The 13,485-nt window shown below is 66.5% G+C and carries 18 protein-coding genes; 17 read left to right on the top strand and 1 reads right to left on the bottom strand.

Going from position 1 to position 13,485, the window contains the following annotated elements:
* Window positions 1-29: 29 nt before the first annotated feature.
* Both fusA and tuf read left to right on the top strand, forming a co-directional pair.
* Window positions 30-2,153, top strand: a complete 2,124-nt coding sequence (gene fusA / locus J7E86_RS03015; protein ID WP_215079458.1) for an elongation factor G — start codon at window positions 30-32, stop codon at window positions 2,151-2,153.
* Between the two features lie 176 nt (window positions 2,154-2,329).
* The gene (gene tuf / locus J7E86_RS03010; protein WP_215079456.1) at window positions 2,330-3,523 is read left to right on the top strand and encodes an elongation factor Tu; all 1,194 of its coding nucleotides are present in this window, start codon (window positions 2,330-2,332) and stop codon (window positions 3,521-3,523) included.
* A gap of 128 nt (window positions 3,524-3,651) precedes the next feature.
* Here tuf and J7E86_RS03005 read toward each other — a convergent pair whose 3' ends face one another.
* On the bottom strand, window positions 3,652-5,781 hold the full coding sequence (locus J7E86_RS03005) for a PIG-L family deacetylase (protein ID WP_308312445.1): 2,130 nt from the start codon (window positions 5,779-5,781) through the stop codon (window positions 3,652-3,654).
* 649 nt (window positions 5,782-6,430) lie between these two features.
* Here J7E86_RS03005 and rpsJ point away from each other — a divergent pair.
* From rpsJ to J7E86_RS02930, 15 genes are all read left to right on the top strand, one after another.
* Window positions 6,431-6,739 carry a 30S ribosomal protein S10 gene (rpsJ, locus tag J7E86_RS03000; protein WP_003948644.1) on the top strand — a complete coding sequence of 103 codons (309 nt, stop codon included), beginning with the start codon at window positions 6,431-6,433 and terminating at the stop codon, window positions 6,737-6,739.
* A 13-nt stretch (window positions 6,740-6,752) separates the two neighbouring features.
* Window positions 6,753-7,397: a 50S ribosomal protein L3 gene (gene rplC, locus J7E86_RS02995; RefSeq protein WP_215079454.1), complete on the top strand. Its 645-nt coding sequence runs from the start codon at window positions 6,753-6,755 to the stop codon at window positions 7,395-7,397.
* Between the two features lie 7 nt (window positions 7,398-7,404).
* Entirely contained in the window at window positions 7,405-8,055 is a 651-nt protein-coding gene (gene rplD, locus J7E86_RS02990) for a 50S ribosomal protein L4 (protein WP_215079452.1), read from the top strand.
* Window positions 8,055-8,378 (top strand): 50S ribosomal protein L23, encoded by a 324-nt coding sequence (gene rplW, locus J7E86_RS02985; protein WP_215079450.1) that lies wholly within the window; start codon window positions 8,055-8,057, stop codon window positions 8,376-8,378. The genes rplD and rplW overlap by 1 nt, the downstream gene beginning before the upstream one ends.
* 39 nt (window positions 8,379-8,417) lie before the next feature.
* Window positions 8,418-9,254: a 50S ribosomal protein L2 gene (rplB, locus tag J7E86_RS02980; protein ID WP_215079448.1), complete on the top strand. Its 837-nt coding sequence runs from the start codon at window positions 8,418-8,420 to the stop codon at window positions 9,252-9,254.
* Window positions 9,255-9,266: 12 nt separating this feature from the next.
* Window positions 9,267-9,548, top strand: coding sequence for a 30S ribosomal protein S19 (gene rpsS, locus J7E86_RS02975; RefSeq protein WP_215079446.1), 282 nt, complete (start codon window positions 9,267-9,269; stop codon window positions 9,546-9,548).
* A gap of 42 nt (window positions 9,549-9,590) precedes the next feature.
* Window positions 9,591-9,938 (top strand): 50S ribosomal protein L22, encoded by a 348-nt coding sequence (gene rplV, locus J7E86_RS02970; protein ID WP_052859704.1) that lies wholly within the window; start codon window positions 9,591-9,593, stop codon window positions 9,936-9,938.
* Window positions 9,938-10,765, top strand: coding sequence for a 30S ribosomal protein S3 (gene rpsC, locus J7E86_RS02965; protein ID WP_215079444.1), 828 nt, complete (start codon window positions 9,938-9,940; stop codon window positions 10,763-10,765). Before rplV ends, rpsC begins: the two co-directional genes overlap by 1 nt.
* 5 nt (window positions 10,766-10,770) lie before the next feature.
* Window positions 10,771-11,190 (top strand): 50S ribosomal protein L16, encoded by a 420-nt coding sequence (gene rplP / locus J7E86_RS02960; RefSeq protein ID WP_215079442.1) that lies wholly within the window; start codon window positions 10,771-10,773, stop codon window positions 11,188-11,190.
* Window positions 11,190-11,414 (top strand): 50S ribosomal protein L29, encoded by a 225-nt coding sequence (gene rpmC, locus J7E86_RS02955; protein ID WP_030368408.1) that lies wholly within the window; start codon window positions 11,190-11,192, stop codon window positions 11,412-11,414. Before rplP ends, rpmC begins: the two co-directional genes overlap by 1 nt.
* Window positions 11,414-11,695: a 30S ribosomal protein S17 gene (gene rpsQ, locus J7E86_RS02950; RefSeq protein ID WP_087927566.1), complete on the top strand. Its 282-nt coding sequence runs from the start codon at window positions 11,414-11,416 to the stop codon at window positions 11,693-11,695. The genes rpmC and rpsQ overlap by 1 nt, the downstream gene beginning before the upstream one ends.
* A gap of 131 nt (window positions 11,696-11,826) precedes the next feature.
* Window positions 11,827-12,195 carry a 50S ribosomal protein L14 gene (gene rplN / locus J7E86_RS02945; RefSeq protein WP_176163508.1) on the top strand — a complete coding sequence of 123 codons (369 nt, stop codon included), beginning with the start codon at window positions 11,827-11,829 and terminating at the stop codon, window positions 12,193-12,195.
* 3 nt (window positions 12,196-12,198) lie between these two features.
* Window positions 12,199-12,522 carry a 50S ribosomal protein L24 gene (gene rplX, locus J7E86_RS02940; protein WP_095580667.1) on the top strand — a complete coding sequence of 108 codons (324 nt, stop codon included), beginning with the start codon at window positions 12,199-12,201 and terminating at the stop codon, window positions 12,520-12,522.
* Window positions 12,522-13,082, top strand: a complete 561-nt coding sequence (gene rplE / locus J7E86_RS02935; protein ID WP_215079440.1) for a 50S ribosomal protein L5 — start codon at window positions 12,522-12,524, stop codon at window positions 13,080-13,082. The genes rplX and rplE overlap by 1 nt, the downstream gene beginning before the upstream one ends.
* 5 nt (window positions 13,083-13,087) lie before the next feature.
* Window positions 13,088-13,273: a type Z 30S ribosomal protein S14 gene (locus J7E86_RS02930; RefSeq protein WP_030368403.1), complete on the top strand. Its 186-nt coding sequence runs from the start codon at window positions 13,088-13,090 to the stop codon at window positions 13,271-13,273.
* Window positions 13,274-13,485 lie beyond the last annotated feature (212 nt).

Genomic DNA, 13,485 nt, shown 5'->3' with positions numbered 1-13,485 from the left:
ACATCGAGACCGAGAGAAGACTGAGCCATATGGCCACCACTTCGCTTGACCTGGCCAAGGTCCGCAACATCGGGATCATGGCCCACATCGACGCGGGCAAGACGACCACCACCGAGCGGATCCTGTTCTACACCGGTGTCTCGTACAAGATCGGTGAAGTCCACGACGGCGCTGCCACGATGGACTGGATGGAGCAGGAGCAGGAGCGCGGCATCACGATCACGTCTGCCGCGACGACCTGCCACTGGCCGCTGAACGACGTCGACCACACCATCAACATCATCGACACCCCGGGCCACGTCGACTTCACCGTCGAGGTGGAGCGTTCGCTGCGCGTCCTCGACGGTGCCGTGACGGTGTTCGACGGCGTCGCCGGTGTGGAGCCGCAGTCCGAGACGGTGTGGCGTCAGGCCGACCGTTACGGCGTGCCGCGCATCTGCTTCGTCAACAAGCTCGACCGCACCGGTGCCGAGTTCCACCGTTGCGTCGACATGATCATCGACCGCCTCGGTGCGGTTCCGCTGGTCATGCAGCTGCCGATCGGTACCGAGGCCGACTTCAAGGGCGTGGTCGACCTCGTCCAGATGAAGGCGCTGGTCTGGTCCGCCGAGGCCGCCAAGGGCGAGATGTACGACGTCGTCGACATCCCGGACACCCACGTCGAGGCTGCCGAGGAATGGCGCGGCAAGCTCCTCGAGGGCGTTGCCGAGCACGACGACGCGATGATGGAGCTGTTCCTGGAGGGCCAGGAGCCCACCGAGGAGCAGCTGATGGCGGCCATCCGCCGCATCACGCTGGCCTCCAAGGGCAGCGCCGACTCCGTCACCGTCACCCCGGTGTTCTGTGGTACCGCGTTCAAGAACAAGGGCGTCCAGCCCCTGCTCGACGCCGTGGTCCGCTACCTGCCGTCGCCGCTGGACATCGAGGCCGTCGAGGGCCACGCGGTGGACAACGCCGACGAGGTCGTGAAGCGCAAGCCGTCCGACGACGAGCCGTTCGCCGGCCTTGCCTTCAAGATCATGAGCGACCCGCACCTGGGCAAGCTCACCTTCGTCCGGGTTTACTCGGGCCGCATGGAGACCGGCACCGCGGTGCAGAACTCCGTGAAGGGCAAGAAGGAGCGCATCGGCAAGATCTACCGGATGCACGCGAACAAGCGTGAGGAGATCGAGTCGGTGGGTGCCGGTGACATCGTCGCCGTCATGGGTCTGAAGCAGACCACCACCGGTGAGACCCTCTGCGACTCCGCGAAGCCGGTCATCCTCGAGTCCATGGACTTCCCGGCCCCGGTGATCCAGGTCGCCATCGAGCCGAAGTCCAAGGGCGACCAGGAGAAGCTGGGTGTCGCCATCCAGCGTCTCGCCGAGGAGGACCCGTCCTTCCAGGTCCACACGGACGAGGAGACGGGCCAGACCATCATCGCGGGTATGGGCGAGCTGCACCTCGACGTGCTGGTCGACCGTATGCGCCGTGAGTTCCGCGTCGAGGCGAACGTCGGCAAGCCGCAGGTCGCGTACCGCGAGACGATCCGCAAGGCCGTCGAGCGTATCGACTACACGCACAAGAAGCAGACTGGTGGTTCCGGCCAGTTCGCCAAGGTGCAGATGGCCATCGAGCCTCTCGAGGGCGATGGCTACGAGTTCGAGAACAAGGTCACCGGTGGCCGTATCCCGCGGGAGTACATCCCGTCCGTGGACGCGGGTTGCCAGGAGGCCATGGAGTTCGGCGTGCTGGCCGGCTACCCGCTGACCGGTGTCAAGGTGACGCTGCTCGACGGCGCCTACCACGACGTCGACTCGTCCGAGCTCGCCTTCAAGATCGCCGGTTCCATGGCGTTCAAGGACGGTGCCCGCAAGGCGTCCCCGGCTCTGCTCGAGCCGATGATGTCCGTCGAGGTCACCACTCCCGAGGACTACATGGGCGATGTGATCGGTGACATCAACTCCCGCCGTGGCCAGATCGAGGCCATGGAGGACCGTCACGGCGCCAAGCTCGTCAAGGGCCTGGTTCCGCTGTCGGAGATGTTCGGCTACGTCGGAGACCTCCGCAGCAAGACCTCGGGTCGCGCAAGCTACTCGATGCAGTTCCACTCCTACGCCGAGGTTCCCCGGAACGTCGCCGAGGAGATCATCGCGAAGGCCAAGGGCGAGTAGTACGCAGGCTCCGTCTCCACAGACGAAGCTCAGGCTTTAGGCTTTTACACCGACTGTCGGGGCATACCGTGGCAATCCGTGAGGATTGTGGCGGATGCCCCGGCGGACGGCACCCCAGCAAAGATCACCTGGCGCCGATGAGTAAGGCGTACAGAACCACTCCGTAGGAGGACCCAGTGGCGAAGGCGAAGTTCGAGCGGACTAAGCCGCACGTCAACATCGGCACCATCGGTCACGTCGACCACGGTAAGACCACTCTTACCGCGGCGATCACCAAGGTGCTGCACGACGCGTACCCGGACCTGAACCCCTTCACGCCGTTCGACGAGATCGACAAGGCGCCGGAAGAGCGTCAGCGCGGTATCACGATCTCGATCGCTCACGTTGAGTACCAGACCGAGTCGCGTCACTACGCCCACGTCGACTGCCCGGGTCACGCGGACTACATCAAGAACATGATCACCGGTGCCGCCCAGATGGACGGCGCGATCCTCGTGGTCGCCGCGACCGACGGTCCGATGCCGCAGACCAAGGAGCACGTGCTCCTGGCCCGCCAGTCCGGCGTTCCGTACATCGTTGTCGCCCTGAACAAGGCCGACATGGTGGACGACGAGGAGATCCTGGAGCTCGTCGAGCTCGAGGTCCGTGAGCTCCTCTCCGAGTACGAGTTCGACGGCGACAACTGCCCCGTCGTCCAGGTCTCGGCTCTCAAGGCGCTCGAGGGCGACAAGGAGTGGGGCGAGAAGCTCCTCGGCCTCATGAAGGCCGTGGACGAGAACATCCCGCAGCCCGAGCGTGACGTCGACAAGCCGTTCCTGATGCCGATCGAGGACGTCTTCACGATCACCGGTCGTGGCACCGTCGTCACCGGTCGTATCGAGCGCGGTGTCCTGAAGGTCAACGAGACCGTCGACATCATCGGCATCAAGACCGAGAAGACCACCACCACGGTCACCGGTATCGAGATGTTCCGCAAGCTGCTCGACGAGGGCCAGGCGGGCGAGAACGTCGGTCTGCTCCTCCGTGGCATCAAGCGCGAGGACGTCGAGCGCGGCCAGTGCATCATCAAGCCGGGTACGGTCACGCCGCACACCGAGTTCGAGGCCACGGCGTACATCCTGTCGAAGGACGAGGGTGGCCGTCACACCCCGTTCTTCAACAACTACCGTCCGCAGTTCTACTTCCGTACGACTGACGTGACCGGTGTCGTGACCCTCAAGGAGGGCACGGAGATGGTCATGCCCGGCGACAACGCCGAGATGACCGTCAACCTGATCCAGCCTGTCGCGATGGAGGAGGGCCTGCGCTTCACCATCCGTGAGGGCGGCCGCACCGTCGGCGCCGGCCAGGTCACCAAGATCAACGCGTAAGTTTCTTACTCGAAGGTCTGAAAGGGCCCGCACATCCTCGGATGTGCGGGCCCTTTCGCTTGCCCTGGAAGGCGCCCGGCGGGTTTCGCCCCGAAGGGTGAACCGCGCACGGGCGGGATGCCGGGTGATCAGGCGTGCGGGAGCTCCGGGCGCCAGATCCACGGCGTGGCGTCGGGGCTCATGCCGACCACGCACACCTGGTGGCCCGCGTCCATGGCGAGCCCGGAGGTGCCCACGGGCACGAGCGGGCCCGACAGGCGCAGCGGTTCGGCGTCGGGGGCCTGTGCGTCCGTGAGCTGCATCTCGCCGTTCACGGCCCGGCCCAGCACCATCACGGTGTCAGGCTCGCCGCGCACGGGCCGGGTGAGGGCGGCCAGCGGCCCGTAGCCGGCGAAATCCGTCAGCTCGGTGGTGCGTACGTCCTCCGAGCCCGGTGTGAAGCCGTACACGACCGGGTTGACGGCCGCGGGCGCACGGTAGACGACCGCCACCGCGCCGTCGGGTCCGAGGGCCGCACCGGGGAGCCCGCCGGGCTGTGGGAGGCCCTTGAGGGGCTGGTGGCGGACCGGCTTGCCGGGCTCGTCCTGCGTCCAGTGGTGGACGGTGTCGCGACCCTCGCCGAAGACGTGGACCCGCTTGTCGTGGTCGAGCAGGACGGTCAGGCCGTCCTGGATCTCCTGACCGCGCAGGCTCTGCCACTTCCCCCACGTGCCGTCGCTCTCGCGCACGCGGCTGGAGACGCCCTTGCCGGCGTTGCGTACGAAGAGGTGGACCCGTCCGTCCGGGGTGGCGACGGCGGCGGGCATGCCCACGCGGCGGCCGCGGTCGGGCCGGTGCTCGGGGTTGCCGAGGCCCTGCCAGTCCTTGAAGGGGCCGCCGGGGGAGGACTCCTCCAGGACCATGATCTCGCGGGTGTCGGGGCGCCCCAGGCCGGCCAGCGCGGAGAACCGCAGGGCGAACAGCAGCCGGCGCCCGGCGGAGTCCCGCACGGCGGTCAGCGCGGGGGCCAGGGGGCCGCCGCCGAGGTTCTGCGGCTCGCCCCAACGGCCGCTGCCGGGGGAGGACTCCACCCAGCGCACGGCCTGGGTACCGAGGACACCGAACGCCTCCAGGCGGCCGGCCTTGTCGGTGCCGGGGGCCATGGTGGCGCCCTTGTAGCGGTAGTGGGTGGAGCGGATCCAGCCCTTGCGGTTCTTCATCGGGCGGTCGCCGCCCTGGCCGTAGTCACCGCAGCCCGCGGGGTTGCCGCAGTCCCAGGAGGGATCGCCGCCGTACGCCTCGACCAGGCGGTGCTTCTGCTCCACGACCTCCGGCGGCAGATTGTGCGGCCAGCGCTGGTTGTAGTAGCCGCGGAAGGACGTGGTCACGAAGCGCGGTGGGTGCCCGTCGCGCTTGGACCTGTCGGCCACCCACTGGGACATCGCCTTCCAGGTGAAGAGGGCGGTCGGGGTGTGGTCGCGGTGGTCGGAGCAGGCCCCGTAGTCGTTGTCCTTGGGGTGGGTGGCGTCGTGGACCTGGTAGTCCGGGTCCGGGTCCATGGTGTGGATCACGGTCGGCTTGAAGCGGTCCATGATGCCGGCGAGCGTGTCCACGAGCGTGTCGTGGTGGTACGTGCTGCTGGTCGTGCACGGGGAGCCGGTGGCCACGAGGCTCTGCATCTCGCCCTCGGGACGCTCCCAGAGCAGCGGCAGGCGCATCTCGTCCGCGGAGAGCATGGCGATGTTGAGGAAGATCAGCTGAGCCCTGCGGTTGCCGTCGGCGAGCTCGTTGGTCTCCGCCTTGATGCCGCCCCCGAGGTCCAGGACGGACTTCTTCCAGGGGGTGAACCGGTCCAGGCCGAGCATCTCCGCGTACGCCTGGCGCAGGCCCTGGTGGCGGGCGGAGGAGTAGGCGGCCTTGTCGGGCTTGCCCTTGGGGGGCATGCCCTCGATCCAGTTCTGCCCGACGGCCTCGCCGGCCGTGACGTAGACCGAGACGACGGGGACCCCGGCGCGCACGATGTGCTCGGCGTCGGGGTTCATGAAGTACAGGTCGTCGTCGGGGTGCGCCATGACCTGCAGGAGCAGGGAGTCCTTGGCGGCGTTGTCGAACGGCTGCGTGGCGTGCGGGTCCACCGCTCTCAGGTGGCTGGGGGAGGGCCCGGGCTTCTTCGGCCTGCTGCCGCCGCCGCTGCAGCCCGCCGCCGCGGCCAGCGAGGTGGCGGCGATGCCGGCGAGCGCGGTCCGGCGGGATATCACCATGCGCTGTGTGATGTTCAACTACATGACTCCGTCCCGTTGTGCAGCACACAGTCCCCCACTGCCCCCGCGTGTCAGGAGACGATCGGGGAGGCGCGTCGGTTGCTCAAGCCCACGGCAAACCACGGCAAAGGCGGAAAGGGCGTCCGGGAGACGGGCGACCCGGGCGGCCCTGGGGGTGCGGTGACGGCCGGGACGCGGGGCCCCTGCCGGTAACATCTGGCAGTTGGTGAGCAGCCTGGACCTTCACGACCATAGTGTCCCGTATGTCGGCGGGGTGGTTTGACAACTGCGCCGCTCGGGGTACCTTCTTCGGCTGCGATTGGCGCCTCTTCCGGACTGTATGGCACACTGTTCAGGTTGCTCGGTTGAGTGCCAATGCTGCGCGCCTCCCGCCGGGAGGACTGGAAGCGAGTCCCGCAGTACTCGTCACCCCTTCTCAGGGGTGGAAGTACGGGAATCTTCCGGGAAGTGTCAGCGTGGCCCCAGCCAGGCACTCGGTGGGTGTCCTTCCCCCACAGCCCCCTTCACCAGGGAATTTCCTCAGGGAAATTTACCGGAAGGGGCGCGACACGCCCGACCGCGTGGGTCGGAGAAGGGCGGCGCTTCCGCAAGAGGCGCAGCACACCGAGTCCCAGAGCGTTACGAGAGACAGGACTACTAGGTAGCCATGGCGGGACAGAAGATCCGCATCCGGCTCAAGGCCTACGACCACGAGGTCATCGACTCTTCTGCCAAGAAGATCGTCGAGACGGTGACGCGCACTGGCGCGTCGGTCGCAGGCCCGGTGCCGCTGCCCACTGAGAAGAACGTGTACTGCGTCATCAAGTCGCCGCACAAGTACAAGGACTCGCGCGAGCACTTCGAGATGCGCACGCACAAGCGCCTCATCGACATCCTCGACCCCACGCCGAAGACGGTTGACTCGCTCATGCGCCTCGACCTGCCGGCGGGCGTCGACATCGAGATCAAGCTCTGAGGTGACGCGCGAGATGGCAAAGAACATTAAGGGCGTCCTGGGCGAGAAGCTCGGCATGACCCAGGTCTGGGACGAGAACAACCGGGTTGTCCCGGTGACCGTCGTCAAGGCCGGGCCCTGCGTCGTCACCCAGGTCCGCACCAACGACCGCGACGGCTACGAGTCGGTCCAGATCGCCTTCGGCGAGATCGACCCGCGCAAGGTGAACAAGCCCCTCAAGGGTCACTTCGCCAAGGCCGACGTCACCCCGCGCCGCCACCTGGTGGAGCTCCGTACCGCTGACGCCGGCGAGTACGTGCTCGGCCAGGAGATCACCGCTGCCGTGTTCGAGTCGGGCGTCAAGGTTGACGTCACCGGCAAGAGCAAGGGCAAGGGCTTCGCCGGTGTCATGAAGCGTCACAACTTCAAGGGCCTCGGCGCCGGTCACGGCACCCAGCGCAAGCACCGCTCGCCCGGTTCCATCGGTGGCTGCGCCACCCCGGGCCGTGTGTTCAAGGGCATGCGCATGGCGGGCCGTATGGGCAACGAGCGGGTCACCACCCAGAACCTGACCGTCCACGCCGTTGACGCGGAGAAGGGCCTGCTCCTGATCAAGGGCGCGGTTCCTGGTCCGAATGGCGGCCTCGTCCTGGTCCGTACCGCGGCCAAGGGGGCCTGAGGTAACGATGAGCACCATTGACATCCTTTCGCCGGCAGGCGACAAGGCCGGGACCGTCGAGCTCCCCACGGAGATCTTCGACGCGAAGGTCAGCATTCCGCTGATCCACCAGGTCGTCGTCGCGCAGCTGGCCGCTGCCCGTCAGGGCACGCACAAGACCAAGACTCGCGGAGAGGTCCGCGGCGGTGGCCGCAAGCCTTACCGCCAGAAGGGCACCGGCCGCGCCCGTCAGGGCTCGACCCGCGCGCCGCAGTTCGCCGGCGGTGGCGTCGTCCACGGCCCGCAGCCGCGTGACTACTCGCAGCGCACCCCCAAGAAGATGAAGGCCGCCGCCCTGCGCGGTGCCCTCACCGACCGGGCGCGCAACTCCCGCATCCACGTCGTCACCGGCGTGGTCGAGGGCGAGGTCTCCACCAAGGCCGCCAAGACGCTGTTCGGCAAGATCTCGGAGCGCAAGAACGTGCTCCTGGTCGTCGACCGCGCCGACGAGGCCGCGTGGCTGTCCGCTCGTAACCTGCCCCAGGTCCACATCCTGGAGCCGGGCCAGCTGAACACGTACGACGTGCTCGTCTCGGACGACGTGGTCTTCACCAAGACCGCCTTCGAGTCCTTCGTGTCTGGCCCCAAGGCCGTTGAGACCGAAGGGAGCGACGCCTGATGACTGAGGCCGTCGTCACCAGCAAGACCTTCACGGACCCGCGCGACCTCCTGGTCAAGCCGGTTGTCTCGGAGAAGAGCTACGCGCTGCTGGACGAGAACAAGTACACGTTCATCGTCGACCCGCGCGCCAACAAGACCCAGATCAAGCAGGCCGTCGAGGCGGTCTTCTCGGTCAAGGTCACCGGGGTCAACACGATCAACCGTCAGGGTAAGCGCAAGCGCACCAAGACCGGTTTCGGCAAGCGCGCCAACACCAAGCGCGCCATCGTGACCCTCGCAGAGGGCGACCGAATCGACATCTTCGGCGGCCCGGTCTCCTAACGGAGTCCGAGTCGTCCGATATCGGACGAGGACTGAGAAATGGGTATCCGCAAGTACAAGCCGACGACCCCGGGCCGTCGTGGCTCCAGCGTCGCCGACTTTGTCGAGATCACGCGGTCCACGCCGGAGAAGTCGCTGGTCCGCCCCCTGCACAGCAAGGGCGGCCGTAACAACACCGGTCGTGTGACCGTTCGCCACCAGGGCGGTGGCCACAAGCGCGCCTACCGAGTGATCGACTTCCGTCGTCACGACAAGGACGGCGTGCCGGCCAAGGTCGCGCACATCGAGTACGACCCCAACCGCACCGCGCGCATCGCGCTTCTGCACTACGCAGACGGCGAGAAGCGCTACATCATCGCCCCGGCCAAGCTGCAGCAGGGTGACCGGATTGAGAACGGCGCTGGCGCCGACATCAAGCCGGGCAACAACCTCCCGCTGCGCAACATCCCGGTCGGTACCACCATCCACGCCATCGAGCTGCGGCCCGGCGGCGGCGCGAAGTTCGCTCGCTCTGCCGGTTCGTCCGTGCAGCTGCTGGCGAAGGAGGGGCAGTACGCCCACCTTCGTATGCCGTCCGGTGAGGTCCGCCTGGTCGACGTCCGCTGCCGCGCCACCGTTGGCGAGGTCGGCAACGCCGAGCAGTCGAACATCAACTGGGGCAAGGCCGGCCGTATGCGCTGGAAGGGCGTTCGCCCGACCGTCCGCGGTGTCGCGATGAACCCGGTTGACCACCCGCACGGTGGTGGTGAAGGCAAGACTTCCGGTGGTCGCCACCCGGTCTCGCCGTGGGGTCAGAAGGAGGGTCGTACTCGGTCGCCGAAGAAGGCGTCCAGCAAGTACATCGTCCGCCGCCGCAAGACGAACAAGAAGCGCTAGGAGCGGGTTTAGATGCCGCGTAGTCTCAAGAAGGGGCCCTTCGTCGACGACCACCTGATCAAGAAGGTGGATGTCCAGAACGAAGCAGGCACCAAAAACGTCATCAAGACCTGGTCCCGTCGCTCCATGATCGTGCCGGCCATGCTCGGCCACACGCTCGCGGTGCACAACGGCAAGACGCATGTCCCGGTGTTCGTCACCGAGTCCATGGTCGGCCACAAGCTCGGCGAGTTTGCGCCGACCCGCACCTTCCGCGGCCACGTCAAGGACGACCGCAAGTCGAAGCGCCGCTAAAGGCGGGGTGCGAAGACTATGAACGACACCGAAGGGACAACCATGGAAGCCAGGGCCCAGGCGCGGTACATCCGCGTCACGCCCATGAAGGCCCGCCGAGTGGTGGACCTTATCCGTGGCATGGATGCCACGGAGGCTCAGGCGGTCCTGCGTTTCGCCCCGCAGGCCGCGAGCGTGCCGGTTGGCAAGGTGCTTGACAGCGCCATTGCCAACGCTGCGCACAACTACGACCACACCGACGCCGGCAGCCTCGTCATCACTGAGGCGTACGTCGACGAGGGCCCGACCCTGAAGCGGTTCCGTCCGCGTGCCCAGGGCCGCGCCTACCGGATCCGCAAGCGGACCAGCCACATCACCGTGGTCGTCAGCAGCAAGGAAGGAACCCGGTAATGGGCCAGAAGGTTAACCCGCACGGGTTCCGGCTCGGCATTACCACCGACTTCAAGTCGCGTTGGTACGCCGACAAGCTGTACAAGGACTACGTCAAGGAAGACGTTGCCATTCGTCGCATGATGACGAAGGGCATGGAGCGCGCCGGTATCTCGAAGGTTGAGATCGAGCGCACCCGCGACCGCGTCCGCGTCGACATCCACACCGCTCGTCCGGGCATCGTCATCGGTCGCCGCGGCGCCGAGGCCGACCGCATCCGCGGCGAGCTGGAGAAGCTGACCGGCAAGCAGGTCCAGCTGAACATCCTCGAGGTCAAGAACCCCGAGGTGGACGCTCAGCTGGTGGCCCAGGCCGTCGCCGAGCAGCTGTCCTCCCGCGTCTCCTTCCGTCGCGCCATGCGTAAGAGCATGCAGTCGACGATGAAGGCCGGCGCCAAGGGCATCAAGATCCAGTGTGGTGGCCGTCTCGGCGGCGCCGAGATGTCCCGCTCGGAGTTCTACCGCGAGGGCCGTGTGCCCCTGCACACGCTCCGCGCGAACGTGGACTACGGCTTCTTCGAGGCCAAGACGACCTTCGGTCGTATTGGCGTCAAGGTCTGGATCTACAAGGGCGACGTCAAGAACATCGCCGAGGTCCGCGCCGAGAACGCCGCCGCCCGTGCGGGCAACCGCCCGTCGCGCGGTGGCGCCCAGGACCGTCCGGCCCGTGGTGGCCGTGGCGGCGAGCGTGGCGGCCGCGGCCGCAAGCCGCAGCAGAACGCCGCCGAGGCCCCCAAGGCCGACGCGACCGCCGCTGCTCCGGCCGAGTCCACCGGAACGGAGGCCTGACCGACATGCTGATCCCTCGCAGGGTCAAGCACCGCAAGCAGCACCACCCGAAGCGCTCGGGCATGGCCAAGGGTGGCACCGAGCTCGCGTTCGGTGAGTACGGCATCCAGGCCCTGACCCCGGCCTACGTGACGAACCGTCAGATCGAGTCCGCTCGTATCGCCATGACGCGTCACATCAAGCGTGGCGGCAAGGTGTGGATCAACATCTACCCCGACCGTCCGCTGACGAAGAAGCCCGCCGAGACCCGCATGGGTTCCGGTAAGGGTTCCCCGGAGTGGTGGATCGCGAACGTCAAGCCCGGTCGGGTGATGTTCGAGCTGTCCTTCCCGAATGAAAAGGTTGCTAAGGAGGCGCTGACCCGCGCCGCCCACAAGCTTCCGATGAAGTGCCGCATTGTTCGGCGCGAGGCAGGTGAGTCGTGATGGCCGCTGGTATCAAGGCGACCGAGCTGCGTGAGCTCAACGACGAGGACCTCGTCGCGAAGCTCCGTGAGGCCAAGGAAGAGCTGTTCAACCTCCGCTTCCAGGCGGCGACCGGGCAGCTCGAGAACCACGGTCGGCTCAAGTCCGTCCGTAAGGACATCGCCCGGATCTACACCCTGATGCGCGAGCGCGAGCTGGGCATCGAGACGGTGGAGAGCGCCTGATGAGCGAGAAGAATGTGACTGAGACGAACGAGCGCGGCTTCCGCAAGACCCGTGAGGGTCTCGTCGTCAGCGACAAGATGGACAAGACCGTCGTCGTCGCTGTCGAGGACCGCGTCAAGCACGCGCTGTACGGCAAGGTCATCCGCCGTACGAACAAGCTCAAGGCGCACGACGAGCAGAACGCTGCCGGCGTCGGCGACCGTGTCCTCATCATGGAGACGCGTCCGCTGTCGTCCAGCAAGCGCTGGCGCATCGTCGAGATCCTCGAGAAGGCCAAGTAGGTAATTCCCGCAAGGGAATTCCTCAGTAAACGGCCTGAGGGCATTAGCCCCCAGGCAAGTTCCGCCAGGCTCGGTGAGGGGCTTCGCAAGGAGCCCCTCACCGGGAACCGGCAGACGATCAGGAGATAGACGTGATCCAGCAGGAGTCGCGACTTCGCGTCGCCGACAACACTGGTGCCAAGGAGATCCTTTGCATCCGTGTTCTCGGTGGCTCGGGTCGCCGCTACGCGGGCATCGGTGACGTCATCGTCGCCACCGTCAAGGATGCGATCCCCGGTGGCAACGTGAAGAAGGGTGACGTCATCAAGGCGGTCATCGTTCGCACCGTCAAGGAGCGCCGCCGTCCGGACGGCTCGTACATTCGTTTCGACGAGAACGCCGCCGTCATCCTCAAGAACGACGGTGACCCCCGCGGCACCCGTATCTTCGGCCCGGTGGGCCGAGAGCTGCGCGAGAAGAAGTTCATGAAGATCGTCTCGCTCGCGCCGGAGGTGCTGTAACCGATGAAGATCAAGAAGGGCGACCTGGTTCAGGTCATCACCGGTAAGGACAAGGGCAAGCAGGGCAAGGTCATCGTGGCCTACCCCGCTCAGGACCGCGTCCTCGTCGAGGGTGTCAACCGGGTCAAGAAGCACACCAAGGCCGGCCAGACCGCTCGTGGTTCCAAGACCGGCGGCATCGTGACGACCGAGGCCCCGATCCACGTGAGCAACGTTCAGCTCGTGGTGGAGAAGGACGGCAACAAGGTCGTCACCCGCGTCGGATACCGCTTCGACGACGAGGGCAACAAGATCCGCGTTGCCAAGCGGACCGGTGAGGACATCTGATGACTGCCACCACCAACGCGCCGCGCCTCAAGCAGCGCTACCGCGAAGAGATCGTCGGCAAGCTGCGTGAGGAGTTCTCCTTCGAGAACATCATGCAGGTTCCGGGTCTGACCAAGATCGTGGTCAACATGGGTGTGGGCGACGCCGCCCGCGACTCCAAGCTGATCGAGGGCGCCATCCGCGACCTCACCACGATCACCGGTCAGAAGCCCGCGGTCACCAAGGCTCGCAAGTCCATCGCGCAGTTCAAGCTGCGTGAGGGCCAGCCGATCGGTGCCCACGTCACCCTCCGTGGTGACCGCATGTGGGAGTTCCTGGACCGCACCCTGTCGCTCGCGCTCCCGCGCATCCGCGACTTCCGTGGTCTGTCCCCCAAGCAGTTCGACGGCCGGGGCAACTACACCTTCGGTCTCACGGAGCAGGTCATGTTCCACGAGATCGACCAGGACAAGATCGACCGCGTCCGGGGTATGGACATCACCGTGGTCACCACGGCGACCAACGACGACGAGGGCCGCGCCCTCCTTCGTCACCTCGGCTTCCCGTTCAAGGAGGCGTAAGCGAGATGGCGAAGAAGTCCCTCATCGCGAAGGCTGCTCGTAAGCCCAAGTTCGGTGTGCGTGCCTACACCCGCTGCCAGCGCTGTGGCCGCCCGCACTCCGTCTACCGCAAGTTCGGCCTGTGCCGCGTGTGCCTTCGTGAGATGGCTCACCGTGGCGAGCTGCCGGGCGTGACCAAGAGCTCCTGGTAACAACCCACTTGGGTTGACCAGGGCTCTCGGTAAGCATCCTGGACGGTGGTCGCCCGACCCGATCTTCTCCGGTGAGCTTCGCGCTCACGTAGAGTGGAAGGGTTGGGCGCCCGCCGCCCATGACCGCCCGCGGGCGCAAGCCCGCTTAAAGTCGCTTACTACGCCGTAGGTCCCCGCACCGCACCCGCTCCGACTCTGCTCGGGGAGAGGGA

Origin of the sequence: Streptomyces sp. ISL-11 (assembly GCF_018614525.1) — a bacterium.
Lineage (GTDB): Bacteria > Actinomycetota > Actinomycetes > Streptomycetales > Streptomycetaceae > Streptomyces.
This window is presented reverse-complemented; position numbering and strand designations above follow the sequence as displayed.